This window comes from Maridesulfovibrio salinus (assembly GCF_055394525.1).
Map to the genome: position 1 here is coordinate 3981356 of NZ_AP042461.1, position 22403 is coordinate 4003758.

Genomic DNA, 22403 nt, shown 5'->3' on the forward strand with positions numbered 1-22403 from the left:
CAAGTCCCAGAGACAACAAAACCCTAAACAAAGGCCGGCAACGAACAAGACAAGCGATCCAACCCTACAGGAACAACAGCAAAGAGACGGCCATCACGGCCATACCGGCAATAAGTCCGTAGATGGACATATGGTGCTCACCGTACTCCTCCGCCGCAGGAAGAAGTTCATCAAGTGAAATGAAGACCATAATTCCGGCTACACCGGCAAATATAACCCCGAAGACAGTATCTGACATGAAAGGCATGAGCAGGACATATCCGACCAGAGCCCCTACAGGTTCGGCAAGCCCTGATGTAAATGAATAGAAGAATGCCTTCTTCTTACTGCCAGTTGCATAATAAATAGGGACCGAAACAGCTATTCCTTCCGGGATGTTATGGATAGCAATTGCAACCGCGATTGCAATACCGAGACTGGGGTCACTGAGTGCTGCGGTAAATGTCGCCAGACCTTCAGGAAAGTTATGGATACCAATCGCAAGAGCTGCCATAACTCCCATCCTATGAAGTTTTCTGCGCCCCTCTTCAGTTTCAAGCCCGTTTCCAAGATCAGGCATTTCACCGGACTCAATAGCCTCTTCAGCTTTTTTGGGAGTCATGTCCTCTACCCGATGCATTTCATGCGGGTTTTCATAAGATGGAACCCATTTATCAATCAATGCAATCAGTGCAATCCCCCCAAAAAAAGAAATCACAGAAACCCAGGTTCCGGCAACATTTCCGAGATCAGACTGCAATGCTTGACGGGCTTTAACCATAATCTCCATAAACGAAACATAAATCATCACCCCGGCCGAGAATCCAAGAGCGAGCGACAAAAAACGGGTATTGGTCTGTTTGGCAAAAAAGGCCAGAGCAGAACCGATACCAGTGGAAAGTCCCGCAAATAAAGTCAGTCCCAGAGCAAAAGCAGCATTTTCAGCTATCATCATTCTCTCCTCAGTTGGCAATGGATTTCAGGACTGAAACTCCCCCTGCCCGGGAAGGAACTTCGATTATCAGTATTTTACGAGGCCCCAGATGGGTATCGGGATTTGCTTCAATTATTCTTTCAAGCTTCGCCTTATCGGTTATATCGGACTTATTGACCCCGCCTTTTGTTGTCGCGTGACAGAGCCATATATGTCCTTTGCCATCGGGAACAATCAGTCCGACATGATAATGAAGTAACCTGTACTTCTTAAAACTGACCGGCTTGCTCATAGAGAACAGGTAAACTTTCCCGGCTTCCATGCGGGACATAATATCCTTCCATGCCGCACGGTCATGCAGTTGAAACCCCCTAAGTGAATTTCCGTTGCTGCCATCGATCTGAGCCTTTTTCCCGAAAGGCAGAAGCACGCTGCGCTCCATTCCTTCCGTTACATTCAAAACCAGATCATAACCGAAATCCCAGTCCTGCCCATAGGGAGAGTCCTTTCCGCTGTCACCGAGCCTGTCTATGGTCATGTCATTCAAATACAGGTTGCGGTCGAACAGATAACGGGACGCGGCAACAGTGAAACCGCTGCAATTAAGTCCCGGTTCATCGAACCGAATCTCCGGAGTGGCAAAAAGGGTATATTCCCCATACCTGTTTACGGCCCCATCGCCGCGATAAGGAACTCCCTCAAAACAGGAAAGAATATCAACGGGATTATCCCCCGGAGAAAGGGATTCAGGCAGCCCCTGTGGAACCGGGACTATTGATCCGGCACATCCGGCAGTGGAAATAAGGACCATAAATACTATAAAAACTAAATTGCGCATAACTCTTTATTCTCTGCTCCGGCAAACGATTTAAATCTTCTGACATTATCCTTCTTACCAAGCACCCCGACAATGTCCCCCGCCTCGAACCTGTAATCACCTTCGGGATTAAGAGTGAAATCATCTCCCCGAAGAACTCCGACTACGGAAACTCCCGTTACTGTCCGGATTTTACTTCCGGAAAGAGAACGCCCGGAAACTTCTGAATCCTTCTCCACCGTAACCCAGTGCAGACCGATTGAATCAGCGGCCTTGCCCAATCTGGCGAGCTGGGCAAACTTGGGATGGTTCTCTTCCACCGAAGTGGTATACCTTTCCCGGCGCATGGAATCCATTACATTTTGAATTTCATCAGGCGGAAGACAGAATTCACACAAGGTGCGGCGTACCATTTCGAGTCCGCATTCAAACTCCGGCATGATAATGTGGTGCACATTCAAGCGGTCCAGCACCTCAAGATGTTCCGGGTTTCTGGATAGAGCTGTCACCGGGACATCCGGGGCAAGATGGCGGATTTTCCTGATCACCGCCGAGGAGCCGTTTACGGAAGGAATAGTCATGATAACTGATCTGGCATGGGATACCCGGGCCGCTTCGAGTACAATCTCCTGCTGGGCATCACCATAAATAACCGACTCCCCTTCCTCCGCCGCACGCTCTACTTTATTGGCATTGAGTTCAATTGTGACATGCGGCATATCCAGTTCCTTAAGAGTTCCGGCAACATACGAGCCGAACCTGCCATAACCAAGAATAACCACATGCCCTTCAAGTTCGGAATCCGGGAGATTCTTTGTCTGTACAGGATCGGAACTGCTCCTGCGTTGCAGGTAATTGTATATGGGTCCGGTCAATGAAGCCATGAAAGGTGTCATGAGCATGGTCATTATTCCGGCCCCCATGAACAGAGGAAAATACTCCCTTGGAAATGAACCTGAATCCACTCCCTGCTGCAAAAGCAGAAATGAAAGTTCACCCACCTGAAACATGCCAAACCCGAGAGCAAGGGGAATGACATTGCGATAGCGAAAAATCCAGGACACAGTGCCGAAGATCACCCCTTTACCGAGCAGGATAGATAAGGCCAGAGCTGTAATAACAGGCAGGTTTTCCCACACATAAAAGGGGTCAATAAGCATTCCCACCGAAGCGAAAAAGATCATACTGAAAATATCCCGAAGCGGAAGGATGTCACTCAGCGCCTGATACGCATAACGGGATTCACTCAGCACCATACCGGCGACAAATGCTCCGAAGGCAAAGGACAGCCCCAGTTCATGGGTGGCAAATCCGACCCCCAGACCAATGGCGGCACAGGTGAGCATAAACAATTCTCGGGAATTCCAGCCGGCCACAATTTTCATAATCCTTGGAATCACCCGTGTTCCGAGAAGAAACATGGTCGCGAGGAAAAGCACTGTCTTAACGCCCGCAAAAGCAAGATCATTAAGCCCGAAAGATTCTGTCCCGACCTGAGGCATGATGATCAGCATCGGCACAATGGCTATGTCCTGCACAACCAACATGCCGAGCATCACCCTGCTTGAAAGGGTTCCTACCAGCCCCCTGCTTTCAAGGGTCTTAAGAACAACCATGGTACTGGAGAGAGAAAGGAAAGCACCGAACCACAGAGAAATCTGCGAATCCCAGCCCATCAGCGAGCCAACCCCGTAACCGAACAACATAGTCAGCACAATCTGCAGAGGAGTACCTATCAGCGCAACATTACGGACCGGCTTCAACTCGTTGATTGAAAATTCGATACCGAGCGTAAAAAGCAGCAGAGCCACGCCGATTTCAGCCAGCAGTTCGATGTCATGAACGCTGCTTATGGTTATACCTCCGGTATAAGGACCTACAAGCACCCCGGCAATGATATACCCCAGCAGCAATGGCTGCCGGAGTAGCCGGGCAATCATCCCGCCCATCATTCCGGCGAGGATCAGGATTACCAGATCAGATGCAATTCCCACTTTATACTCTCCATATTATTCTGCACAGTTGATGCACAACCTGCTTTCCGGCAGCGCCAAGAGACGGGCAAATGAAATCTCTTCTCCGCATTCTTCGCATTCACCGAAAAAAGGATCTTCTCCAAGCCGGACCAATGCTCCCTCAAGTTTAAGGATTCGGTCTTTGGACTGGGCTATTGAATTCTTGTTTATTCCCTGATTGAGCATGGTATCAAGCCGGGAAAGCCTGCCTATTGCAACATCCGGAGCTACCGGCTCTACTGTATCTTTAAGTCCTTCCACAAGAATTTTAAGATTTCCAATCTCTTCAATGATTTTATTTTTCAATTCTGATTTCTGATTTTCATTCATCATTTTCTCCATTTATCGCGTAATATTATACACGCATCTCAAGGCATGCAAGAGCAATTAAATTTTCATAAGGAACAATAAATAGCGGCTCTTTGCGTCTTTAAAGAGCAAAGAGCCGCTTCAGGTGCTGATTTAGTAAACGCTGTCCCGCGAAAATTATCGCGCGCGGTTTTTCAAAGTATCAGAAGAACTCACTTCAACGGTAAGCTAACTTGGTCACAAGTTGCGGTAATTATTGTCTTGCTCACCCACATCGTTATCGCTGGCCTCAAAAAGCTCATTCAGATTTAATTTTGAACAAATCAGTCCGACTGAATGTCTTCTATAACTGAATTGAGCTTAGCAGCCATTGTGGCAACTTCGTGAACAGCTTTGGCCGATTCAGTCATTACCTGTGACGTTTCAAGTGATATCCGGCTGATATCCTCTGTGGACCTGTTGATTTCTTCACTTGTTGCCGACTGCTCCTCCGCTGCCGTGGCAATCGCCCGGACCTGATCAGCGGCGTTAACAACCAGCTTCACAATTTCAGCCAGAGTCTGTCCGGACTCATTGGCGATTTCACTGCTGCGGTGGGCAGAACTGGCAGCTTCCTCGGTGGCGGAAATGTTGCGGCGGGTCATATCCTGAATCTTTGTTATGGCGTTACCGACCTCGCCGGTAGCCGACATGGTATTTTCGGCCAGTTTTCTCACTTCATCAGCTACAACCGCAAAACCGCGCCCGGCTTCGCCGGCCCTTGCGGCCTCAATGGCGGCATTAAGGGCAAGCAGGTTGGTCTGATCTGCAATATCGTTGATCACTCCTAACACTTTTCCTATTTCAGAAGCCTCCACACCGAGTTGCTCCATGGATATTTTCAAACCGTCCGCCTGAGCCCTGACTCCATCAGCCGCATCAATCATCTGACGAACCAGTTGCTCTCCGTTACGGGCTTTATCACGTGCACTGGTGGAATCTTCAGCCGCGGTTCCGGCATTGGCAGCAACTTCAAGGACTGTTGCGTTCATCTCTTCCATTGCGGTCGAGGTTTCGGACAGCCTGTCCCGCTGTTCCTGAGCTCCACGAGAGGACTGCTCAATCTGGGCAGAAAGTTCCTCGGCGGCACTGGACAGATTCTGAGAGATTTCCTCAGCTTTAGCAGCGGCCAGAGTGATGCGCTCGTTCTGCTTTTCAATTTCGGCGGCCTGCTCTTTAATGTCAGTCATATCAATCCACATCGTGACAGCACCAAGCATATTGCCATCCATATCGTGGAAAGGGGTGGTGGTTACGAACACGTGCTTGATATCCCCTTTATGCGTCCTGTACTCGGTCTCCTTCTCCAGCATCTTACCCTGCCGCATTGCTTCATACGACATAGTCTTCTTGGACGGATCTCCGAAAAAAAATTCACCTGCCGGAACTCCGGCCAACTGATCAGGACTGTAACGACTTGAAATAAGCTCACAGATTTTAGAGTTAGCCCAGGCCATATTACCCTGAGGATCAACAATTCCGCAGGGGACAGTCAAACCGTTAAGAACCCCTTCAGAAAAACCGAGCTTGTTCTTGAGCTCATCAACCATATGATTGATCTGTTCAGATAAGGATTCAAACTCATAACGGAATGTGCCCTGAAGTTCCGCCCGAAGATTACCAGACGCAATTTCTGTCGAGTATGCAAGTATGCTTTCAACAGGCTTTACGACCAACCGCTTGATCATCAACACCATAATTGCGCTCAAGACCAGCACAAGTACAGCGCCACCGACTAATAGGACATTTCTCTGGTTTATAGCCGCAGAGGTCAGGTCCGTTTCATAAGCGCTGACAACTACAACCCATCCAGTAGTTGGGAATGTCTTGAACTGCATGTACTTTTCACGGCCTTTCCATTCATAAGCGGTACCGCCGTTTTTCTCTGCGAGTACAGTTTTAACAAATTCAAACTTTGAAACATCTTCCAAGTATAAATCTTTATCCACGGCATGGGCAATAACCGTTCCTCTTGAATCCATCATGAAACTGTACCCCTCCTTCCCCACACGGAAAGGATCAATAAATTCCCTGGTAAAGACTTCCCACTTAGGAAACACCCCCACACCACCTATTATTTTCCCGTTTGAATCCCGGACAGCCTTGGCGATGGCAAAAATAAGAATTCCGCCTCCGCTCTTAGACTTTAGAATCTGATCTGCAATATAAAAATCCGTGCCTGAAAGTATTTTTTTCACATAGCCGCGTGAAGAGCGGTCAGCCCCTTTCATATCGGTACCTTTAGCATTGTAGCCGGTAACGACCTTACCTTCAGTGTCAAAAAGGAATGCAGCCCAGTAATTGTCGGAAGAACCTATCAAGGATTTGAAAAGACTGTCAGCGGCGGAAGTATCCCCATGCGCAAGTGCATCAACACTGGCTTTATCCGTTGCAAGCAGTTTTACTGTGCTTGCCGTCTGCGACATATAAAGGTCCAAAGCACTGATGGACTGATCCACCATATTCTCCATAGCGTTTTTCTGTTCCTTGAAAACAGCCTTGTAAGTGTCTCCTGAAACCCATATGACACTCACTGATATGGTCAGGGTGATCAGGATAAACACCACCACAATAACCACCGTGTTGATACTTTTAACCTTCATAGCTTTCCCCACAACTCCTGTTTTAAAATTACAGCCCGTTCCTATGGTTTTCCCTATTTAACATGTAACATAAATGTAGTATTTATTACAACGGAGAATACAACCTGACAATTTTCATCCGGTCCTCCCATAATTCAAACGTTGCCTGACTCACGTTTTTCTGCCAAAACCATGTCCATACCAATCGCATATAATCAAATGAGGTAATAAGGATGAGCAACGAACCTGATAAGATCATTTACTCAATGGTCAGGGTAAGTAAATTTTATGACAAGAAGCCGATTCTCAAGGACATTTCCCTCTCATATTTTTATGGAGCTAAAATCGGCGTACTGGGACTCAACGGTTCCGGTAAAAGTTCACTTCTTAAAATTCTTGCAGGTGTAGATGACCGCTTTGACGGCGAGACCCATATTTCTCCCGGCTACACTATCGGCTACCTTGAACAGGAGCCTCTGGTAGACGAAACCAGAACTGTGCGTGAAGTAGTTGAAGAAGGCGTGGCGGATACTGTTGCGCTTTTAGACGAATTCAATGAAATCAACGCAAAATTCGCCGAGCCAATGGAACCTGATGAAATGGACGCTCTTCTGGAGCGCCAGGCAAAGGTTCAGGAAAAAATGGATAACTGCGGAGCATGGGATCTGGATTCACGTCTGGAAATGGCCATGGACGCACTGCGCTGCCCCCCCGGAGACACACCAGTGTCCGTGATTTCCGGTGGTGAAAAACGTCGTGTAGCACTTTGCCGCCTGCTGTTGCAGGAGCCCGACATTCTGCTTCTTGACGAGCCTACAAACCACCTTGATGCTGAATCCGTTTCATGGCTTGAGAGACACCTTCAGAACTATGCAGGAACCATTATCGCGGTAACCCATGACCGTTACTTTCTCGATAATGTTGCGGGCTGGATACTCGAACTGGACCGAGGCCGGGGCATTCCCTGGAAAGGCAACTACTCCTCATGGCTTGAACAGAAGGAAAAACGCCTTGCAAACGAAGCGAAAGCTGATGACAAGCGCCGCAAGACCCTTGCCCGGGAGCTTGAATGGATACGCATGTCCCCCAAGGGCAGACATGCCAAGAGCAAAGCACGCATCAAGGCATACGATGATCTGGCCAACCAGCACAATGATGAATACACAAAGGAACTTGAGCTCTATATTCCTCCGGGACCAAGACTCGGCAAGCAGGTCATAGAGTTCAAGAATGTAAACAAACAGGCCGGAGAAAAACTTCTGCTTGAAGACGCCAGTTTCATGATTCCGGCGGGAGCCATTGTAGGCATCATCGGCCCTAACGGAGCCGGTAAAACCACCATGTTCAAAATGATTTCAGGTCAGGAACAGCCAGATGCCGGGGAAGTGATTGTTGGCGAAACTGTTCAGGTGACCCATGTTGATCAGCACCGCGATGCTCTCGACCCTGAGAAAACCGTTTATGAGGTTATTTCCGGCGGGAATGAATTCGTCAAACTCGGCGACCGGGAAATCAACGCGCGAGCCTATGTGGGCAAGTTCAACCTGACCGGCTCTGAGCAGCAGAAAAAGTGCAAAGTTCTTTCCGGTGGTGAACGTAACCGCGTTCATCTTGCGCTCATGCTTCAGGAAGGCGGCAACGTACTGCTTCTTGACGAACCTACCAACGATCTTGATGTGAATACCATGCGGGCCCTTGAAGAAGGACTGAACAACTTCGGCGGATGCGTACTGGTTATCTCCCATGACCGCTGGTTTCTGGACAGGATTGCCACTCATATTCTCGCTTTCGAAGGCGATTCTTCAGTCTACTACTACGAAGGTTCCTATTCCGAATATGAAGAGGACCGCAGAAAGAGACTCGGCAAGGAAGCTGACCAGCCCCACCGCATCAAGTACCGCAAGCTTACAAGATAGCTGTTACGGCAGTTCTGCCCCGCTGGTACTTTCAGGTGAATCAAAAAAGAAAAGCCCACAATATCATTCATGGATATTGTGGGCTTTATTTTATAATCATTGAGAAGAGAGGTTAACTTCTAAAAATCAGGGACATCCACATTCAAGGATGCGGAGTTGAACAGGACAGACCTGATTGCGACCGCACTTCTTGGCCCGGTAGAGCTGTTCGTCCGCATCCTGAAGCAGGTCTGAGAAATTCCTGTGGGAACGAAGCTCCGTAACTCCGATGCTGACACTGACGGGCAGCTTTTTCCCGTCAATAACAAACTCTGATTCACTTACCTTTCTACGCAGTCTCTCCGCAACACTTATGGCCTGATGCAGGCCGGAGTGAGGAAGAAGAATGACGAATTCTTCTCCGCCTAGACGTCCGAAATGATCAACCTCACGAAGCACACTTCCACACCTCTGAGCTGTCTCCCGCAAAACTTCATCACCGGTGTGATGACCGTAGTCGTCATTGACGCTTTTAAAATGGTCTATATCCATCATCAGTACAGCCATACGGTTATTGAACCTGACCGATGACTTGAAAAGTTCTTCGCCGGCTTCCAGTACGCGCCGTCTGCTGCATGCACCGGTAAGCTCGTCATATTCAACCAGTTTTTTCAATTCATGATGAGCCTCATACTCGCGCCTCAAGGAAATACCGAATGAGCTCAGAAAAAAAAGTCCGAAACTGTTCGCCAGAAAAAAATATACTGCGCAATTCATGAAAGTCCCGCTTGTCAGCGGGACAACCGTACTCAACGAAAAGAGATAGAAAACAGAACCGATGGTTCCGGCAATGAGGGAAGGCATCACCCGGGGAGGCAGAAGGACATAATAGGCCAGAACCATAAAAACGGCAGTTGGAACACTGAGCGAACCGATATCGGCATACTTGATCATGAGCTCCAGAGACTCGACAATGGTGTAGCCGCACATACACATTGACATTACGGAGTACTGCAGGTTCATCCTGATCCTGTTTTGCAGCAGCAGAATGAACGCCATGACACATAAACAGCTGACTCCGGTTCTGGCAGCAAACATCTGGTTAAATCCTGCACCAGATCCCAGATCATAGAAATCAGTACTTATACTGACGATATATGCGGCGATAATGAATACATAGAGCACCAAAAGCCTGCTTCTGGCAGTAGGCCATTTGTCAAGCTGAAAAGCCCTTTCAAGAGTGCCATCACTGAATTCCCCAAGCCAATTTAATTTTCCCACGGACAACCCCTTATTATTAACGAGGGGCTGATTTAACCGCAGGATGCACTTTAGTCAAGTTTCTACACAAAAGCACAGAACCTGACACAATTATACACTAAATACAAACACACTTACAATGCAATACCCATTATTTTAAATGCATATAATGTTCACTCATTTATTGCACAACCCCGGTTATAACTCCGTTATTGAGAATAACATACAAAGAACTTGATTTCTCCATGCCATCCATATTTTTCACAGTCCATTTTTCATGTATTTTATCATCCTGACAAAAAACATAATCATTAATCCACTCATAGCGGGACACTGACTTCATTTTGGAAAAATATTTTTTTAAGTCATCGGGACACAATCCAGACAGACCGGTGCAGGATCTCCATAAATAAAGACTAAGCAACAGTGCACGTGAATCCACATCAGTGGGAAAAAGATCAATCATCTGTCCGTAAACATCCGGATGATAAAGCTGGCCGGGATCAGTAAAACAGTGTCCGGAAATAAGCCGGCCATTGTCATACATTTCGAACCGGTAGAACTTTACAGGTGAAATATGCCCGAACAGCTCGACTTTAATAACACTTTCGCCAGCATCAAAAAAAAGTTCCAGTAACGGCAGGCTCCCGCGCTCCTGAACAATGTTCAATTCACGAAAAACAAGTTTCTCGCTGCCGCAGAAAACTGTCAGCTTTTTATTATCAGGTGTGTTTTTTTCAAGAGTCAAAGAAAGAAAATGCAGGACGCACTTTTCAATGGAAGAAGGACTGAAACAGGACTGGGACATTAGCAGGCTCCTTTCTCAGGTGGGATTATATAATGTATTCCCTTTGCTTACTCCTGCTGCGTTTAAACTTCAAGCCAGCCTGTTGATATAGCAGGCTGACTATTCAATTTTTGCCGGTAAGCCTAATGCCCTGAATCTTTGCAAGGGACCATGCCTTCACTTCCCCTTATTTTTTCAAGACCTTCATTAAAAATGCGGGCATAATTTTCTCCGTTTCTATCCCGCCTGAAAGCGATATACAGCTCGTTGACACCGAAATTATCAGGATGCACTTCAAGTCTGTCACTGTATTTTTTAACCTTCGGGGATGTTTGCGCCAGATACCTGTAGACATGCGGGTCAATCACCGCAGCCCGGATCCTCCCTGTCGCCACCTTGAGAATATTGCTTTCATCATAAGGAGCATAATCAGCGGTAATTGTGCCGTTGGCTATGGCCAAATCCAACTCAAGGGTATTTACGTACCCCGACACAAAACCAATTCTGTGGCCGGAAAGATCATCTACCGACTTCCATTCCAAAGGTTTGTCCCGCTGCATCAGCAAGCCGACCGGACTGCATCCGAAAGGGGCCGAAAAAATATACTTTTCCGCCCGCTCCTCTGAATAGTATTCGGGGAAAAAACCAGCCACCTGCATATCGGTGTCAGCCATGCGCATAGCCCGCTTCCACGGGACAAAAATAATTTCAACCTTATAGCCCATCATGGCGAAAGCGGCACGGACGAGTTTGGAACTCTCTCCTTGATTATTCAGAAACTGCCCTGTGTATGGCGGCCATTCAATAGAACTCAGGTACACAACTTTATCCGCACGTGCATTGACACATAATGAAATAAGCAACACGCAGGCCAGCAGTGCACTCCTGAGGTATGAGCCAATCAGCATTCAAACTCCGCAATAGTTCCGGTGACTAAAATATTCTATATTAAAGTTAAAGCAAACCATGATTCAATGCAAACACAACTGAGTACGAAATGTGTAAATTAACAAAGACGTAAACAATGGTATGGTCCAGGATCTCACTTTCAATCAACCAGCAATCAAATTTCGTTCACTTTATAATAAAACTCTATCCTGAAAAAGATTCGTTGGCATCGCTTATAAAAATATGTATTCAGTCTTCTCTTTACAGCTAACCAGACAGGTATAATGAAATGGATAAAATTCTGACTCTGAAAGAATTTCAAGACCTTGCAAAGGAAATGATTACCCTTGAACCCCATGTTGAAGTAATGGGGGAATGCTTCCAGATGGGAGACGAAGAACAGGGAATCGAAAAAATTGCCGAGGTGTGGGGCTTTTCCCGCCACAGCAAACCGGGATACGAGATAGTTTTCGACTGGAAGGCAAAAGGCAAACTGGACGGGTATCTTATAGATATGTTCGACTTTTCCATAGCCCCCTTCACCAAAGGAGAGTTCACCCCTGTATTCAAAGGGGCTAAAGTCCTCGATGACTACAAAGAGCCTTTTGAAGGCCATGAAATTGCCCAGAAAATTCTGGAACTGGTCAAAACGGAAGAATGGACAAGGTGGATAATTGATTATCTTCCGGAGCCAAGGATGTTGATTTAACTCAAAAGAGATACGGCTCTTCTGTGTTTCCGTTTACAAATAATTCTTCAACTGCTACTTATGCTGCATGAAAAGTATAAAAATAGGCAGCAACACATTTTTGAATACATTTTACATTCTACTGTTTGTTTTTTGCTTCCTGACTCCCCAAAAAGCACTATGCTCTGAGCAATTCCCGATTGCCGATCCTTACAAGGCTACTGTTTTCGGAACTCCACCGGAGCTTATGCACCGCATTGAACATCCCGCAGCAACGGAACTATGTGAGATTGAAGTTGAAAACCGTCGTATTCCGGACATTTTCTGGTATAACGATAACTTCAGATACACTACAGCCATGCAGGATGATGAAGCTCCGCTGGTTTTCATCATTGCCGGAACAGGTTCGGAACACAATTCCATAAAGATGAAATTCCTGACCCAGCTTTTTTATGAGGCGGGATTTCATGTAGTCGCCCTGTCTTCACCCACACATATAAATTTCGTGGTCAGTATTTCCGAATACGCAGCCCCGGGGTATGTACCTTACGACGTAAGAGACCTCTATCGTGCAATGAAATGGATTAAAGCCGATCTTGAGGGAGTATACAAGATAAAAAGCTGGAACGTGACCGGTTACAGTCTGGGAGCGATGCACTCAGCATTCATCGCCAGAATGGATGAAATGAACAAGGACTTCTGCTTTCGCAGGGTTCTTTTGATCAACCCCCCGGTAAGTCTTTACACTTCTGCCCTGAGGTTTGATTCATGGCTTGGGCCGGAAAACCTCGGCGACAAAACACCCAGACAGGTTATTGATGAACTGATTAAAGCCTTTTCCCAGCTTTATATCCATTCAAACATAGTCGACCTTGACGATGACTTCCTCTACGCATTGTCCCAACATACCGACTTTTCCAATATGGACCTGCGAGCCATCATTGCCGCCTCCTTCCGCATGACCTCCGCCAGCATGATTTTCTGCTCGGATGTGTGCCTTAACGCTGGCTACATTGTTCCAGTCTCCAAGACACTGACCACCGGAGACAACCTGATGCCCTACATGCGGGTAAGCGCGGCAATTTCATTTGAAGCCTATATAAATGAATATCTCCTGCCATATCTGCAATTCATCAAGCCCGGGACAACCAAAGGCGAACTGGTGAAAAATTGCGACCTACACTCCATCCGGGATTATCTCAAGCAAAGCGACAAAATACTTGTCCTTGGTAACGAGGACGACATAATCCTCAGTGAAAACGATGTGAAATTCATCCGGGAAACATTCGGCGGGCGGGCCGTGCTTTTTCCCCGGGGCGGACATTGCGGGAACCTCATGTTCAAGCCTTTTGCCCTGAAAGCACAGGAGATGCTCAAACGATGAATAAAAATATCCTGAGCATCATATACCTTTGCGCTTTGATATTTTGTGCCGGATGCGCGACCATAAGCAAGACTGACCCGGATCTTGCTCTCGCGCCCAAGGGATTTATCGCGCCGATTTCCCGGGCACCGGACACAGCGGCAAACAGAAAGAAAGCTGCTGACCTCGAATTTCTTGACGTATACGACCCCTGGGATTCCATGAACCGGAATATTTATTCTTTCAATGCCCGGTTCGACCGTGCTGTTTATATTCCGGCCGTGGATGTATACACCGCAATACTCCCCGCCCCCGTGAGAGCCGGAGTGACCAACGCAATTAACAACCTGAATGAAGTCAAATCGTTCACCAATGGCATTCTTCAAGTCAGCGGAGACAGAACATTCACAGCCCTGTCCCGTTTCGTCATAAACTCATCCATCGGCCTGCTGGGAATTTTCGATGTAGCCAAGGAGATGGGCTTACTTAAAAAAGAGACCGGGTTTGCGGACACCCTCGGAATCTGGGGGGCTCCCCCGGGACGTTATCTGGTCCTGCCGATTGTCGGCCCATCCAGCATCAGGGATGCTGCCGGGTACACTGGCGACTTTGCTCTGCTCTGGTATGAAATGAACTGGGTTTATGATCTTGCAGGGGTAAAGGAAGGCAGAACCGCTATAGGTATTGGCGAAGCTACAATACGCGGACTGAACCTGCGTGCTAACATCCCCTTCCGTTATTACCAGACAGGTTCTCCGTTTGAGTATGATCTGGTCCGTTTTCTGTATTCCAAAAAACGCGAACTCGATATGAAAAAAATGGAACTTGATTCCGCACTTGGCGGAGAGCCATACATGAAGAGAGATTTCCAGACTCCCAGAAGAATGGAGTCCAACCCATGAGCCTACTCTATCCTCACCTGAATATATTTGAATAATATTTTCTCCGGGCAAAGTCTTTACTTCAGCTTGACCTTCTCCCCATACGGTTCCGAGCTATGTGACCATTAACAATCTGAACGCCCGAATCTACTCCGGTACTCCCCCGGATTAAGCCCGGTCTTCTTTTTGAACAGTCTCCTGAACGAAGATGAATTCTCGTAACCTATCATAATCGTGATTTCATCAACACCTTTGTTGCTGACCTCAAGCAGGTGGCGTGCGGCTTCGACTCTCAGTTGCTGAAGATATGAACCGGGAGTCAGTCCGGTTGCCCGCTTGAAACGGCGCAAAAATGTACGCATTCCCAGTCCTGCAAGCCGGGCCATTTCTTCTGTAGAGATACTTTCCCGGTAGTTTTCCTGCATCCACTTCTGTACTTCAGTTATATTCTTATCGGCAAAACCGGATGCCTCCTTCTGCTGGTCGAACATAAAATAAGGAGTCTGAACATGCCTTGTGGAATCCATAACCAGTATTTTGGCACAACTGGAGGCTACGTCACGGCCCATAAACCGGGAAATCAGGTGCAGCGCAAGATCCTGCCAGGCCATCGCACCTCCGGCGCAGATATAGCCCCCACCATCAATGAGCATCTGTTGCGGCTGAAGATCCACCTGCGGGAAACGTTTTCTGAAATTATCGGCAAGCTTCCAGTGTGTTGTAGCAATTTTCCGGTCCAAATATCCGGTTCCCGCCAGAAGAAATGATCCCGCACAAACCGTTGCCACCACTGTGCCTTTATCAATTCTCTCCAAGAGAAATTTCTTGACTGTCTGGTCATTTAATAACGGATCAACATCTCCAAAACAGGGGGGTATTATCAGGATGTCCGGATTGATGTCCGAAAGCTTGCAGCCCACTTCAACTCGACTTCCCGCAAAGCCGCACACTTCTATTCCCTCTGAGCTTGCAACTTCAAAGCCTTCGAAGCAGGCAATGCTGTCGGACCGTTCTTCCGCAATACTGTTGGCAATGCTGAGAACTTCCCGCGGGCCAATTATTCCCGAAGCCATACAGTTTTCAAAAACTAAAAAATTAATTTTCGGCATGTCTTCAATGTCACTTAAGGCATGATTGTTGTCAATATAGACACTTTCAATTTAATCGTCCAAAAGACAATTTAAGGATGTGGACAATTCCAGCTTAACATCAAAAACAAACGGAGAAGATTAATGTCCAAAACCGCACTGATCATTATCGATATTCAAAACGACTATTTCCCGGGCGGAAAATTTGCCCTTGAGAACAGCATACAAGCCGGTAAAAATGCCGGACTGGTTCTGGAAAACTTCAGAAAAAAAGGACTGCCCGTAATTCACATTCAGCACGAATCCGTCAGAGAAGGTTCATTTTTCTTCATCCCCGGAACTCAAGGAGTGGTGATAAATGAATGTGTTTCACCGCTTGAAGGGGAAAAGGTTGTAATCAAAAATTACCCCAACAGTTTTCGTGAAACCTCTCTCCGGCAGGAACTGGAAAAACTGGGTGTGACCGATCTGGTCATAACCGGAATGATGAGCAATATGTGCGTGGACGCAACAACTAGAGCGGCCAATGACCTAGGCTACAAGTGCACTGTTGTGCATGACGCCTGCTGCGGAGCTGCATTGGAATTTGAAGGAACAAAAGCCGGATCTGCTGAAGTTCACGCAGCCTTTATGGCCTCGCTGGGGATGTTTTATGCGGAAATGGTCAGTACCATGGAATTGGCCGGTTAACGGACATTCTGGACCCTGATATACAGAACCAGCCCGATCATGGTCAGGAGTATTCCCGCCCAGCCGAGCATACCCGGCAATGCGCCACCCAGAAAAATGACTTCACCGCCCAGTGAAAAGACGACCTCCATGGACTGGGTACAATCTGCCGCGGCAAGTTCGGCTGCGGAGCGGGCTTTATGTCGGGCATAGAGGAACAGACTTGTCGCTGCAATTCCGGAGAACACGGCGACAAAAGCGGTATTCAAAAGCTGGCTGGTTGACGGAGACGGGGGATCTGTCACCAGAAGAAGCACAATCCACAACGGAAGGGACCCCAAAGTCAGCAGAAGAACCCTGCAGAACGGATCGTCCATTGCCGGAGAATCAAGGCCGGGAATATACCTGCCACCGCCGTTTCTGGCTTCCCAGACAAGCTGGTTACCGAATGGATAGGCAAACGCTGCCACAAATACAGGAATTGCCCCCAGAAGCACCTGAGTCAATGAGCTTTCTTCAAAACTTTCAATGTTTACGAGTAGAACCCCTGCAAAAATTATCAGGGTCAGCATGATAGCGCGTAAAGGTATCTTCTTCCCAAAACCGAGCAGAACAATGGGAGTGGCAAGAATTGTAGTCTGCCAGGTTGCGGCAATTACCCAGCCGGGAGCATAAGTGGAACTGAACGTAATCAGCGTATAAAAAACACCGAACCCGACACTGCCTGCCAATGTCCAGAAAGCCAGATGCTCTCTATAAATCCTTAATGAATCCAGCAGAAGTTTTCTGCGCAGGATAGAAAGCCCTGTCCCCAGAAACAGCAGCATCCATAGATAACGGAGGCTTGCGGACCAGACCCAGTGTCCGCCTTCAAGGCTCATGGCTCTGTTCAGGATGAATGTGGAACTGAAGAAAAGAGCGGCAAGTATTCCGGTAAGAATGATCTTCATAGCGGTCTCCAAACTATCAATAATAAGTATGAACGCTTAAACGATCACTAGAAAGAAGTCCATCGTGGGAGAGCTTATTTAATACGGAAATGGTATTTAAGAATGCGGGAGTGCAAGGCGGGGCCAACATTGGCCCCGCGCTTGTCTTTAAAGCAGCTCATTTATCACGGTTATGAAAAAACTTGCCGCAATGGGCAAGATATCATCATTAAAATCAAACCTGCTGTTATGCAAAGGAGCAGAGTCTGAACCGTTACCGATCCATACGTAACAGCCTTTGGTGTATTTCATGAAGAAAGCAAAATCCTCAGCAGCCATTGATGATTCCATGTCGGTTACGACATTCTCATCACCGACAACCTTACGTGCGGCACTGAGCGCGATTTCGGGAGTGGAGTTAACCAGAACCGGATGCTTGCGCACATAATCCAGTTCGGCTTCAACACCGTACATGGTCGCGGCTCCTTTAACCACCTGTCCGATTGACTCCTCAATGAGATCCTGAACCTCTTCGTTACAGGTGCGCACATTTCCCTGAACCAGTACATTGTCGGGAATACCGTTGCGCAGGCTTCCGCCATGGACCTGAGTAATGGAAACAACACCACGCTCGTGAGAGGGGACCTTGCGGACAATAATAGACTGCAATCCCTTGATAATGTCCGCCACCGCGGCAAAAGGCTCGTTGCAGACATGAGGCATGGATGCGTGTCCGCTCTTACCTGTAACCTGCACTTCGAAACGGTCTTCGGATGCCATGCAGGCCCCGCTGTGAACCGCAATCTTACCGGATTCAAGTCCTGGCCAGGCATGAAAACCGAAGAGGTAGTCAACCTTGTACTTATCAAAAAAACCGTCCTCGATTACACGGAGAGCTCCCTCATAACCTTCTTCACCGGACTGAAAAAGAAGCAGAACAGTTCCATTGAAATCACGATTCTTGGACAGGTAGGCGGCCAGAGCAATCAGTGAAGTGCAATGACCGTCATGACCGCACGCGTGCATCTTTCCTTCAGTTTGAGATTTATAGGAAAATTCATTTTCCTCATTCATATCAAGGGCGTCCATGTCAACACGGAAAGCTACAGTGGTGTCCCCTTCCCCGCCTTTGATTTCGGCAACAAGGGAGTTCACACCGATATCGGCATAAGAAATGCCGTAATCATCAAGCCTGGACTTGATAAGCTTTACTGTCTCCTCGGTATCCAGACCGACTTCGGGATTCTGATGAATCTGGTGGCGGATTGCCTTCATTTCATCATGAAGTGCTGTGACTTCGCAGTTCAATGCCATTTAAATGTCTCCCATAAACTTCAGTACACCCTGCGCAATGGCCGCAGATGCGATATAAGTTGAAATCATTACGAAGATACTGACCACGACAATACGCCATCCGCTTTTCTTGAATGTCTCAAGGTCCTTACCGATTGCAACACCGGCGTATGCAAGGATAGGGGTAGTCAGGGCCAGAAAGTGAACTTTGGCAACAGCAGCATTAACTGTTTCGGAAAAAGGAAATCCCGGGAGGGTAACAATTACGCCATAAGTGATAACAAAAAGGACCGAAGGGATTTTCTTCAAAACAAACATGTTGGTGGCAACGCCTGCAATACAGAGCAGCAGCAGGATGCCCATACCGGGAAGGGCCTCGACCATATTGTTGCTGAATCCGACCTGGTTTCCAATAAGCACCATCACTGAAACAATGATAAGTACAATTACGGATTCTATGAGGTTCTGCTGTTTAGTCATTATTTGGCCTCCCGGGACTCGTTGAATTTGAGCTTGTACAGATAATTGTACAGCCTGTTGGACAGGGGCAGGGCAAGAATCATGGACATGTAGACACCGTCTATGCCTGACAGGGTGTTACTTGCCACGCCAAAAGCCTGAATCTGCTCAGCCATCTGGGGATATGCGGCACTCAGGCTCCCCACGGATGCGGTCATCATACTGGCACTGCCGACACCGGAAGCCATTGCAAGCGCATAGGGATGAAAAACTTCGAAAGCAGCAAGAAAAGAAGCCATGAGGCCGAAGAAAATAGTACCGAAAACAGTTCCGCAGATGTAAACGCCCATTACACCGCGACCTTCTGCCGAATCCAGTCCGTAAATGTCGCCGATGAGTGCAACGTTGGGTTCACGGGCGATTGAATGTGCCGCTCCGACAGCCTCACGCTTGAGACCGAGATACATCGCAATGGGAATACCGAGGAAAAGAGTAGCAATGTTACCGAACTCCTGAAGAACCAGGGCAGGACCGGCCTGAAGGATGTCATAGAATTTCGGACCTACCAGAGTTCCGTAACGGGCCATCAGCAGCAAAAGGGTAAGCCCAACCAGTGATCCGGCGTTGACCATATCCTTCTGCTTGACCACTTTGAGAAATTTAGGTCCCAGAAAAATACCGATGAACATGGCATAAAGCATGGGCAGCAACACCAGCTTACCGGGACCTATCTTAAAGGTCTGAATTCCGATAAGTTCTGAAACAATCACCAGCCCCAGCACGACCAGATGCAGTTTCACGTTTTTTACAGCATCGTTCATAAAACACTCCACTGTTTCGGTCACCGTATAGTGACCTGAAAGTTAACAAACACACTGTCACACCAGACAGCTCCTCAAGCACGAGCACCCCTTCCACTCATCTATTGAGTGAAACCGAGCCAGATGCATTTTCGGACATGTCAAATTTATGTCCGAAAATGCGCCGAAAAAAAATGACCAGCCTAGATCAGAATACGCACCATTTTTTTAGGCCTTCCCACCTTATGGGCAGCCTCACTTCCGTGAACCTCAGCATAACCGCTGTCCAGAAACTTCTTCAGCACCCTGCGGGCACTGCGCTCCCCGACACCAAGGCACGCAGCCAGATCGGATGAATCGAAGGTGTCCTTGCGTGTCTTCTCCATCAAAGCTTTGATCCTATCAAGATAACTGGGGCTGATACCGATCTTTCTGGAGATATCAAGCAAACGGTCGTCCACAACGTGAGTGTTGTATTTCAGCTCATCCGCCTCACCAACAGGCCCTCTGATCTGCTTGCCTTCAACAACGTAAAGTCCGCCTCTTTCCAGTTGTGAGGCATTATCTAAAGCTTTGCGGGCCGATTTCTCAGCTTCAAAAGCGGTAACACCTATACCGATGCCGGATGAAAAAATTATATTGCGCTCCCGCCCCCATGCCAGCAGGCGCATGAAATGTTCCCTGTGCAGTTCACTTTCGATAAGCCCGCGGGTGGAAAAAATAACGTGCTCCTCAGTACCGAAATTGAACAAGCTTCCTTGAATAGCCCGGACATATTCCAGAAGTTCAAGGTAGAACCTGCCGCCATTTTTCATATCATCGTACTGGTTGATGGAGCTTCTTGAGATGGAATTGAGACGTATAAGCTGGATGGCTATCCCGGCGGATCGGAGATTGCGGGTCTTGATGCGGTTGACCAGTCTGGTTATGGAATCATGAATCTGCAGATTGCTGGCATAAAGTCTGAACACGGGCAAGCCGCGCTTTTTTAGTTCGCTGTAGACGTAGCCGAAACCGGTTGCGATGGCTTCCACCTGACCTGATTCATAGAGCTCAACATGGCGGTCGAAATACTCCTGCTCAGTGCGGCAAAGGGCGAAAGGCATAGAGTGGATACTTTCAAGCTCTACACCAAACTCTTTCACTACTTCCACAAGGATATCGTCACTGACAACGTCGATTGACAGCTTACCGGACTTGATACCGCTTCGGTGCATTTCCGAAAGAACCCGCAGCAGACTGTATCCGCCACGCTGGATATGTTCATAAGGATTGGTAACGGCTCCACGGGCCTTAGCGCCCTCCTGAACCGCAATTCCGGTGAAAAGAGTTCCCTGTGTTTCACTCTGGCACTGTCCAAGAACCTGCCAAGAGTCTTCAGCTCTTTCACGAACATAGGTAACCAGCTCGATTTCAGGGCAGCGGCGGGAGACAACTTCTTCTACAAGTTGAATGGAATCGGAAGGACCGATGCAGCCAATCTTCATTTAAACCACCGGAGCTGTCAGTTGCTGACTTTAAAGGATTACGTATTAAGTAACGCACACCCACAAAAACCTTTTCGGAAATGTCACTAATGTGACCAAAACTAAAAGAAGAGTGCACTTGAGAATCATCACTGTCAAGAAAGAATTACACCATGGCAAGGCATTCCAAAAGCATTATAGCCCCTGAAAACTATAATTTGCGCAATTAAACATTGACCATATTAGCACAACACGAAATATCAATCTCACATATTAATAATTCCGCAATAAAATATAATAATTCACACAAACTCGCTGCATCACAAATAAGAGTGAGCGCTTCCTGTATAATCAGGTGCGTTTGTTGCCGAACATGTCCATAACTTTTACGACATCATCAGCGGTAGGAATGTATCCACGCTGAAAAGCTGGAGCATAGGGTCTTCTCCTTAAATGGTCATGGGCCCATTGGAGGACTGAAGGATGGAAGAAGGATGGATTGTTGATCACAATCTGAGCCTTAGCATTACCGTCATCTTTAACGGCCTGATGGGAAAAGTTGGAATCATGAATTTCGTAGACGTACAGAACTTCGGGTAAATGCCTGAACTTAGCTCCGGACATAAGGCATTGAATCCAGAAATCCCAATCTTCATAAACAGTGTTATCCCTGTAGCGCACTCCCCTTTCCCATATATTACGGCGGAATACAGCAGAAGGAGGAACGGGATTCTGAGTCCTGAGATAAAGAGGTTTGAATTCAGGCAGGATAAACTCAGTGGAGAAATCCGGCCTGCGTTCTAGATAGTCGGTGTAGACAAGATCAACTCCAGGACCGGCACTTAAAAAATCAACACAGGCTTTCAAGTAGCCGGGATAAAGAGTATCGTCCGGGTCCAGACATACTAAAAAATGCCCCCGTGCCTTTTCCAGACCATAGTTACGGACTGTCCCCGGTTTTCCGCTTCGGGGGGGTGTAAGAATTTCAAACCGTCGGACGCTGAAGCGTTCACGCCAGATTGATGCCTGCTTAAGAGAATCATCGGTGCTGCCGTCATCCACAAACAGGACTTCCACTTCTGACATGTCAAGAGACTGATCAGCCAGGGAACGAAAAAAACGGTTGGCGAAATGTCCGTAATTATAATTAGGTATGATGATTGACAGCAAGCACATATGTTTTCCCGAACTATCTGTAAGTTTTACAGAATCTTATAATATCATTTTTTTACAATAAAGGCTAATAATCAGGCAGGCTTGAA

The 22403-nt window shown here is 47.5% G+C and carries 20 protein-coding genes; 5 read left to right on the plus strand and 15 right to left on the minus strand.

All coding sequences use genetic code 11. The features are described 5' to 3' along the window. Nucleotides 1-64: 64 nt before the first annotated feature. The 5 genes from zupT to ACZ5PW_RS18365 form a co-directional block, all read right to left on the minus strand. A complete protein-coding gene (gene zupT / locus ACZ5PW_RS18345) occupies nucleotides 65-931 on the minus strand; it encodes a zinc transporter ZupT (RefSeq protein ID WP_464560453.1) in 867 nt (288 codons plus the stop codon). A 10-nt stretch (nucleotides 932-941) separates the two neighbouring features. Next, complete coding sequence (locus ACZ5PW_RS18350) at nucleotides 942-1751, minus strand: hypothetical protein (RefSeq protein WP_464556382.1); 810 nt, start codon at nucleotides 1749-1751, stop codon at nucleotides 942-944. Next, nucleotides 1739-3724 (minus strand): monovalent cation:proton antiporter family protein, encoded by a 1986-nt coding sequence (locus ACZ5PW_RS18355; protein ID WP_464556384.1) that lies wholly within the window; start codon nucleotides 3722-3724, stop codon nucleotides 1739-1741. The genes ACZ5PW_RS18350 and ACZ5PW_RS18355 overlap by 13 nt, the downstream gene beginning before the upstream one ends. Nucleotides 3725-3739: 15 nt before the next feature. Continuing rightward, nucleotides 3740-4078 carry a TraR/DksA C4-type zinc finger protein gene (locus tag ACZ5PW_RS18360; RefSeq protein ID WP_464556386.1) on the minus strand — a complete coding sequence of 113 codons (339 nt, stop codon included), beginning with the start codon at nucleotides 4076-4078 and terminating at the stop codon, nucleotides 3740-3742. Nucleotides 4079-4377: 299 nt separating this feature from the next. Continuing rightward, complete coding sequence (locus ACZ5PW_RS18365; RefSeq protein ID WP_464556387.1) at nucleotides 4378-6696, minus strand: methyl-accepting chemotaxis protein; 2319 nt, start codon at nucleotides 6694-6696, stop codon at nucleotides 4378-4380. Between the two features lie 212 nt (nucleotides 6697-6908). Here ACZ5PW_RS18365 and ettA point away from each other — a divergent pair, with 212 nt between their 5' ends. Beyond that, nucleotides 6909-8591, plus strand: a complete 1683-nt coding sequence (ettA, locus tag ACZ5PW_RS18370) for an energy-dependent translational throttle protein EttA (RefSeq protein WP_464556389.1) — start codon at nucleotides 6909-6911, stop codon at nucleotides 8589-8591. Nucleotides 8592-8717: 126 nt separating this feature from the next. Here ettA and ACZ5PW_RS18375 read toward each other — a convergent pair whose 3' ends face one another. The 3 genes from ACZ5PW_RS18375 to ACZ5PW_RS18385 all read right to left on the minus strand — a co-directional run bounded on the left by ACZ5PW_RS18375 (nucleotide 8718) and on the right by ACZ5PW_RS18385 (nucleotide 11525). Beyond that, nucleotides 8718-9851 carry a GGDEF domain-containing protein gene (locus ACZ5PW_RS18375; protein WP_464556391.1) on the minus strand — a complete coding sequence of 378 codons (1134 nt, stop codon included), beginning with the start codon at nucleotides 9849-9851 and terminating at the stop codon, nucleotides 8718-8720. A gap of 160 nt (nucleotides 9852-10011) precedes the next feature. After that, nucleotides 10012-10638: a hypothetical protein gene (locus ACZ5PW_RS18380; RefSeq protein ID WP_464556393.1), complete on the minus strand. Its 627-nt coding sequence runs from the start codon at nucleotides 10636-10638 to the stop codon at nucleotides 10012-10014. Between the two features lie 122 nt (nucleotides 10639-10760). After that, nucleotides 10761-11525, minus strand: a complete 765-nt coding sequence (locus ACZ5PW_RS18385) for a substrate-binding periplasmic protein (RefSeq protein ID WP_464556394.1) — start codon at nucleotides 11523-11525, stop codon at nucleotides 10761-10763. Nucleotides 11526-11794: 269 nt separating this feature from the next. On the opposite strand from ACZ5PW_RS18385, the gene ACZ5PW_RS18390 reads away from it, so the two are divergent. From ACZ5PW_RS18390 to ACZ5PW_RS18400, 3 genes are all read left to right on the plus strand, one after another. After that, nucleotides 11795-12214, plus strand: coding sequence for a hypothetical protein (locus ACZ5PW_RS18390; RefSeq protein ID WP_464556395.1), 420 nt, complete (start codon nucleotides 11795-11797; stop codon nucleotides 12212-12214). A 100-nt stretch (nucleotides 12215-12314) separates the two neighbouring features. After that, on the plus strand, nucleotides 12315-13577 hold the full coding sequence (locus tag ACZ5PW_RS18395; RefSeq protein WP_464556396.1) for an alpha/beta hydrolase: 1263 nt from the start codon (nucleotides 12315-12317) through the stop codon (nucleotides 13575-13577). Continuing rightward, nucleotides 13574-14458, plus strand: coding sequence for an MlaA family lipoprotein (locus ACZ5PW_RS18400; protein WP_464556397.1), 885 nt, complete (start codon nucleotides 13574-13576; stop codon nucleotides 14456-14458). Before ACZ5PW_RS18395 ends, ACZ5PW_RS18400 begins: the two co-directional genes overlap by 4 nt. Nucleotides 14459-14562: 104 nt before the next feature. Here ACZ5PW_RS18400 and ACZ5PW_RS18405 read toward each other — a convergent pair whose 3' ends face one another. Further along, nucleotides 14563-15510 carry a GlxA family transcriptional regulator gene (locus ACZ5PW_RS18405; RefSeq protein ID WP_464556398.1) on the minus strand — a complete coding sequence of 316 codons (948 nt, stop codon included), beginning with the start codon at nucleotides 15508-15510 and terminating at the stop codon, nucleotides 14563-14565. A 159-nt stretch (nucleotides 15511-15669) separates the two neighbouring features. On the opposite strand from ACZ5PW_RS18405, the gene ACZ5PW_RS18410 reads away from it, so the two are divergent. After that, nucleotides 15670-16215 carry a cysteine hydrolase family protein gene (locus ACZ5PW_RS18410; protein WP_464556400.1) on the plus strand — a complete coding sequence of 182 codons (546 nt, stop codon included), beginning with the start codon at nucleotides 15670-15672 and terminating at the stop codon, nucleotides 16213-16215. Here the strand turns inward: ACZ5PW_RS18410 and ACZ5PW_RS18415 are convergent. The 6 genes from ACZ5PW_RS18415 to ACZ5PW_RS18440 form a co-directional block, all read right to left on the minus strand. Further along, nucleotides 16212-17144 (minus strand): DMT family transporter, encoded by a 933-nt coding sequence (locus ACZ5PW_RS18415; RefSeq protein WP_464556402.1) that lies wholly within the window; start codon nucleotides 17142-17144, stop codon nucleotides 16212-16214. The two genes, ACZ5PW_RS18410 and ACZ5PW_RS18415, sit on opposite strands and share 4 nt — an antisense overlap. Nucleotides 17145-17291: 147 nt before the next feature. Further along, nucleotides 17292-18437, minus strand: coding sequence for an amidohydrolase (locus ACZ5PW_RS18420; protein WP_464556403.1), 1146 nt, complete (start codon nucleotides 18435-18437; stop codon nucleotides 17292-17294). Further along, complete coding sequence (locus ACZ5PW_RS18425) at nucleotides 18438-18896, minus strand: hypothetical protein (protein ID WP_464556405.1); 459 nt, start codon at nucleotides 18894-18896, stop codon at nucleotides 18438-18440. Next, on the minus strand, nucleotides 18896-19696 hold the full coding sequence (locus ACZ5PW_RS18430; RefSeq protein ID WP_464556409.1) for a DUF3100 domain-containing protein: 801 nt from the start codon (nucleotides 19694-19696) through the stop codon (nucleotides 18896-18898). The genes ACZ5PW_RS18425 and ACZ5PW_RS18430 overlap by 1 nt, the downstream gene beginning before the upstream one ends. A gap of 182 nt (nucleotides 19697-19878) precedes the next feature. Further along, nucleotides 19879-21162, minus strand: a complete 1284-nt coding sequence (locus ACZ5PW_RS18435) for a hypothetical protein (protein ID WP_464556412.1) — start codon at nucleotides 21160-21162, stop codon at nucleotides 19879-19881. A gap of 330 nt (nucleotides 21163-21492) precedes the next feature. Further along, entirely contained in the window at nucleotides 21493-22317 is an 825-nt protein-coding gene (locus tag ACZ5PW_RS18440; protein WP_464556414.1) for a glycosyltransferase family 2 protein, read from the minus strand. Nucleotides 22318-22403 lie beyond the last annotated feature (86 nt).

What these genes read in the sequence shown, in the direction of transcription:
- zupT (WP_464560453.1), bottom strand. Translation starts at nt 931, where the DNA reads ATGATAGCTGAAAATGCTGCTTTTGCTCTGGGACTGACTTTATTTGCG.
- ACZ5PW_RS18350 (WP_464556382.1), bottom strand. Translation starts at nt 1,751, where the DNA reads ATGCGCAATTTAGTTTTTATAGTATTTATGGTCCTTATTTCCACTGCC.
- ACZ5PW_RS18360 (WP_464556386.1), bottom strand. Translation starts at nt 4,078, where the DNA reads ATGATGAATGAAAATCAGAAATCAGAATTGAAAAATAAAATCATTGAA.
- ACZ5PW_RS18365 (WP_464556387.1), bottom strand. Translation starts at nt 6,696, where the DNA reads ATGAAGGTTAAAAGTATCAACACGGTGGTTATTGTGGTGGTGTTTATC.
- ettA (WP_464556389.1), top strand. Translation starts at nt 6,909, where the DNA reads ATGAGCAACGAACCTGATAAGATCATTTACTCAATGGTCAGGGTAAGT.
- ACZ5PW_RS18380 (WP_464556393.1), bottom strand. Translation starts at nt 10,638, where the DNA reads ATGTCCCAGTCCTGTTTCAGTCCTTCTTCCATTGAAAAGTGCGTCCTG.
- ACZ5PW_RS18385 (WP_464556394.1), bottom strand. Translation starts at nt 11,525, where the DNA reads ATGCTGATTGGCTCATACCTCAGGAGTGCACTGCTGGCCTGCGTGTTG.
- ACZ5PW_RS18390 (WP_464556395.1), top strand. Translation starts at nt 11,795, where the DNA reads ATGGATAAAATTCTGACTCTGAAAGAATTTCAAGACCTTGCAAAGGAA.
- ACZ5PW_RS18400 (WP_464556397.1), top strand. Translation starts at nt 13,574, where the DNA reads ATGAATAAAAATATCCTGAGCATCATATACCTTTGCGCTTTGATATTT.
- ACZ5PW_RS18405 (WP_464556398.1), bottom strand. Translation starts at nt 15,510, where the DNA reads ATGGCTTCGGGAATAATTGGCCCGCGGGAAGTTCTCAGCATTGCCAAC.
- ACZ5PW_RS18410 (WP_464556400.1), top strand. Translation starts at nt 15,670, where the DNA reads ATGTCCAAAACCGCACTGATCATTATCGATATTCAAAACGACTATTTC.
- ACZ5PW_RS18415 (WP_464556402.1), bottom strand. Translation starts at nt 17,144, where the DNA reads ATGAAGATCATTCTTACCGGAATACTTGCCGCTCTTTTCTTCAGTTCC.
- ACZ5PW_RS18420 (WP_464556403.1), bottom strand. Translation starts at nt 18,437, where the DNA reads ATGGCATTGAACTGCGAAGTCACAGCACTTCATGATGAAATGAAGGCA.
- ACZ5PW_RS18425 (WP_464556405.1), bottom strand. Translation starts at nt 18,896, where the DNA reads ATGACTAAACAGCAGAACCTCATAGAATCCGTAATTGTACTTATCATT.
- ACZ5PW_RS18430 (WP_464556409.1), bottom strand. Translation starts at nt 19,696, where the DNA reads ATGAACGATGCTGTAAAAAACGTGAAACTGCATCTGGTCGTGCTGGGG.
- ACZ5PW_RS18435 (WP_464556412.1), bottom strand. Translation starts at nt 21,162, where the DNA reads ATGAAGATTGGCTGCATCGGTCCTTCCGATTCCATTCAACTTGTAGAA.
- ACZ5PW_RS18440 (WP_464556414.1), bottom strand. Translation starts at nt 22,317, where the DNA reads ATGTGCTTGCTGTCAATCATCATACCTAATTATAATTACGGACATTTC.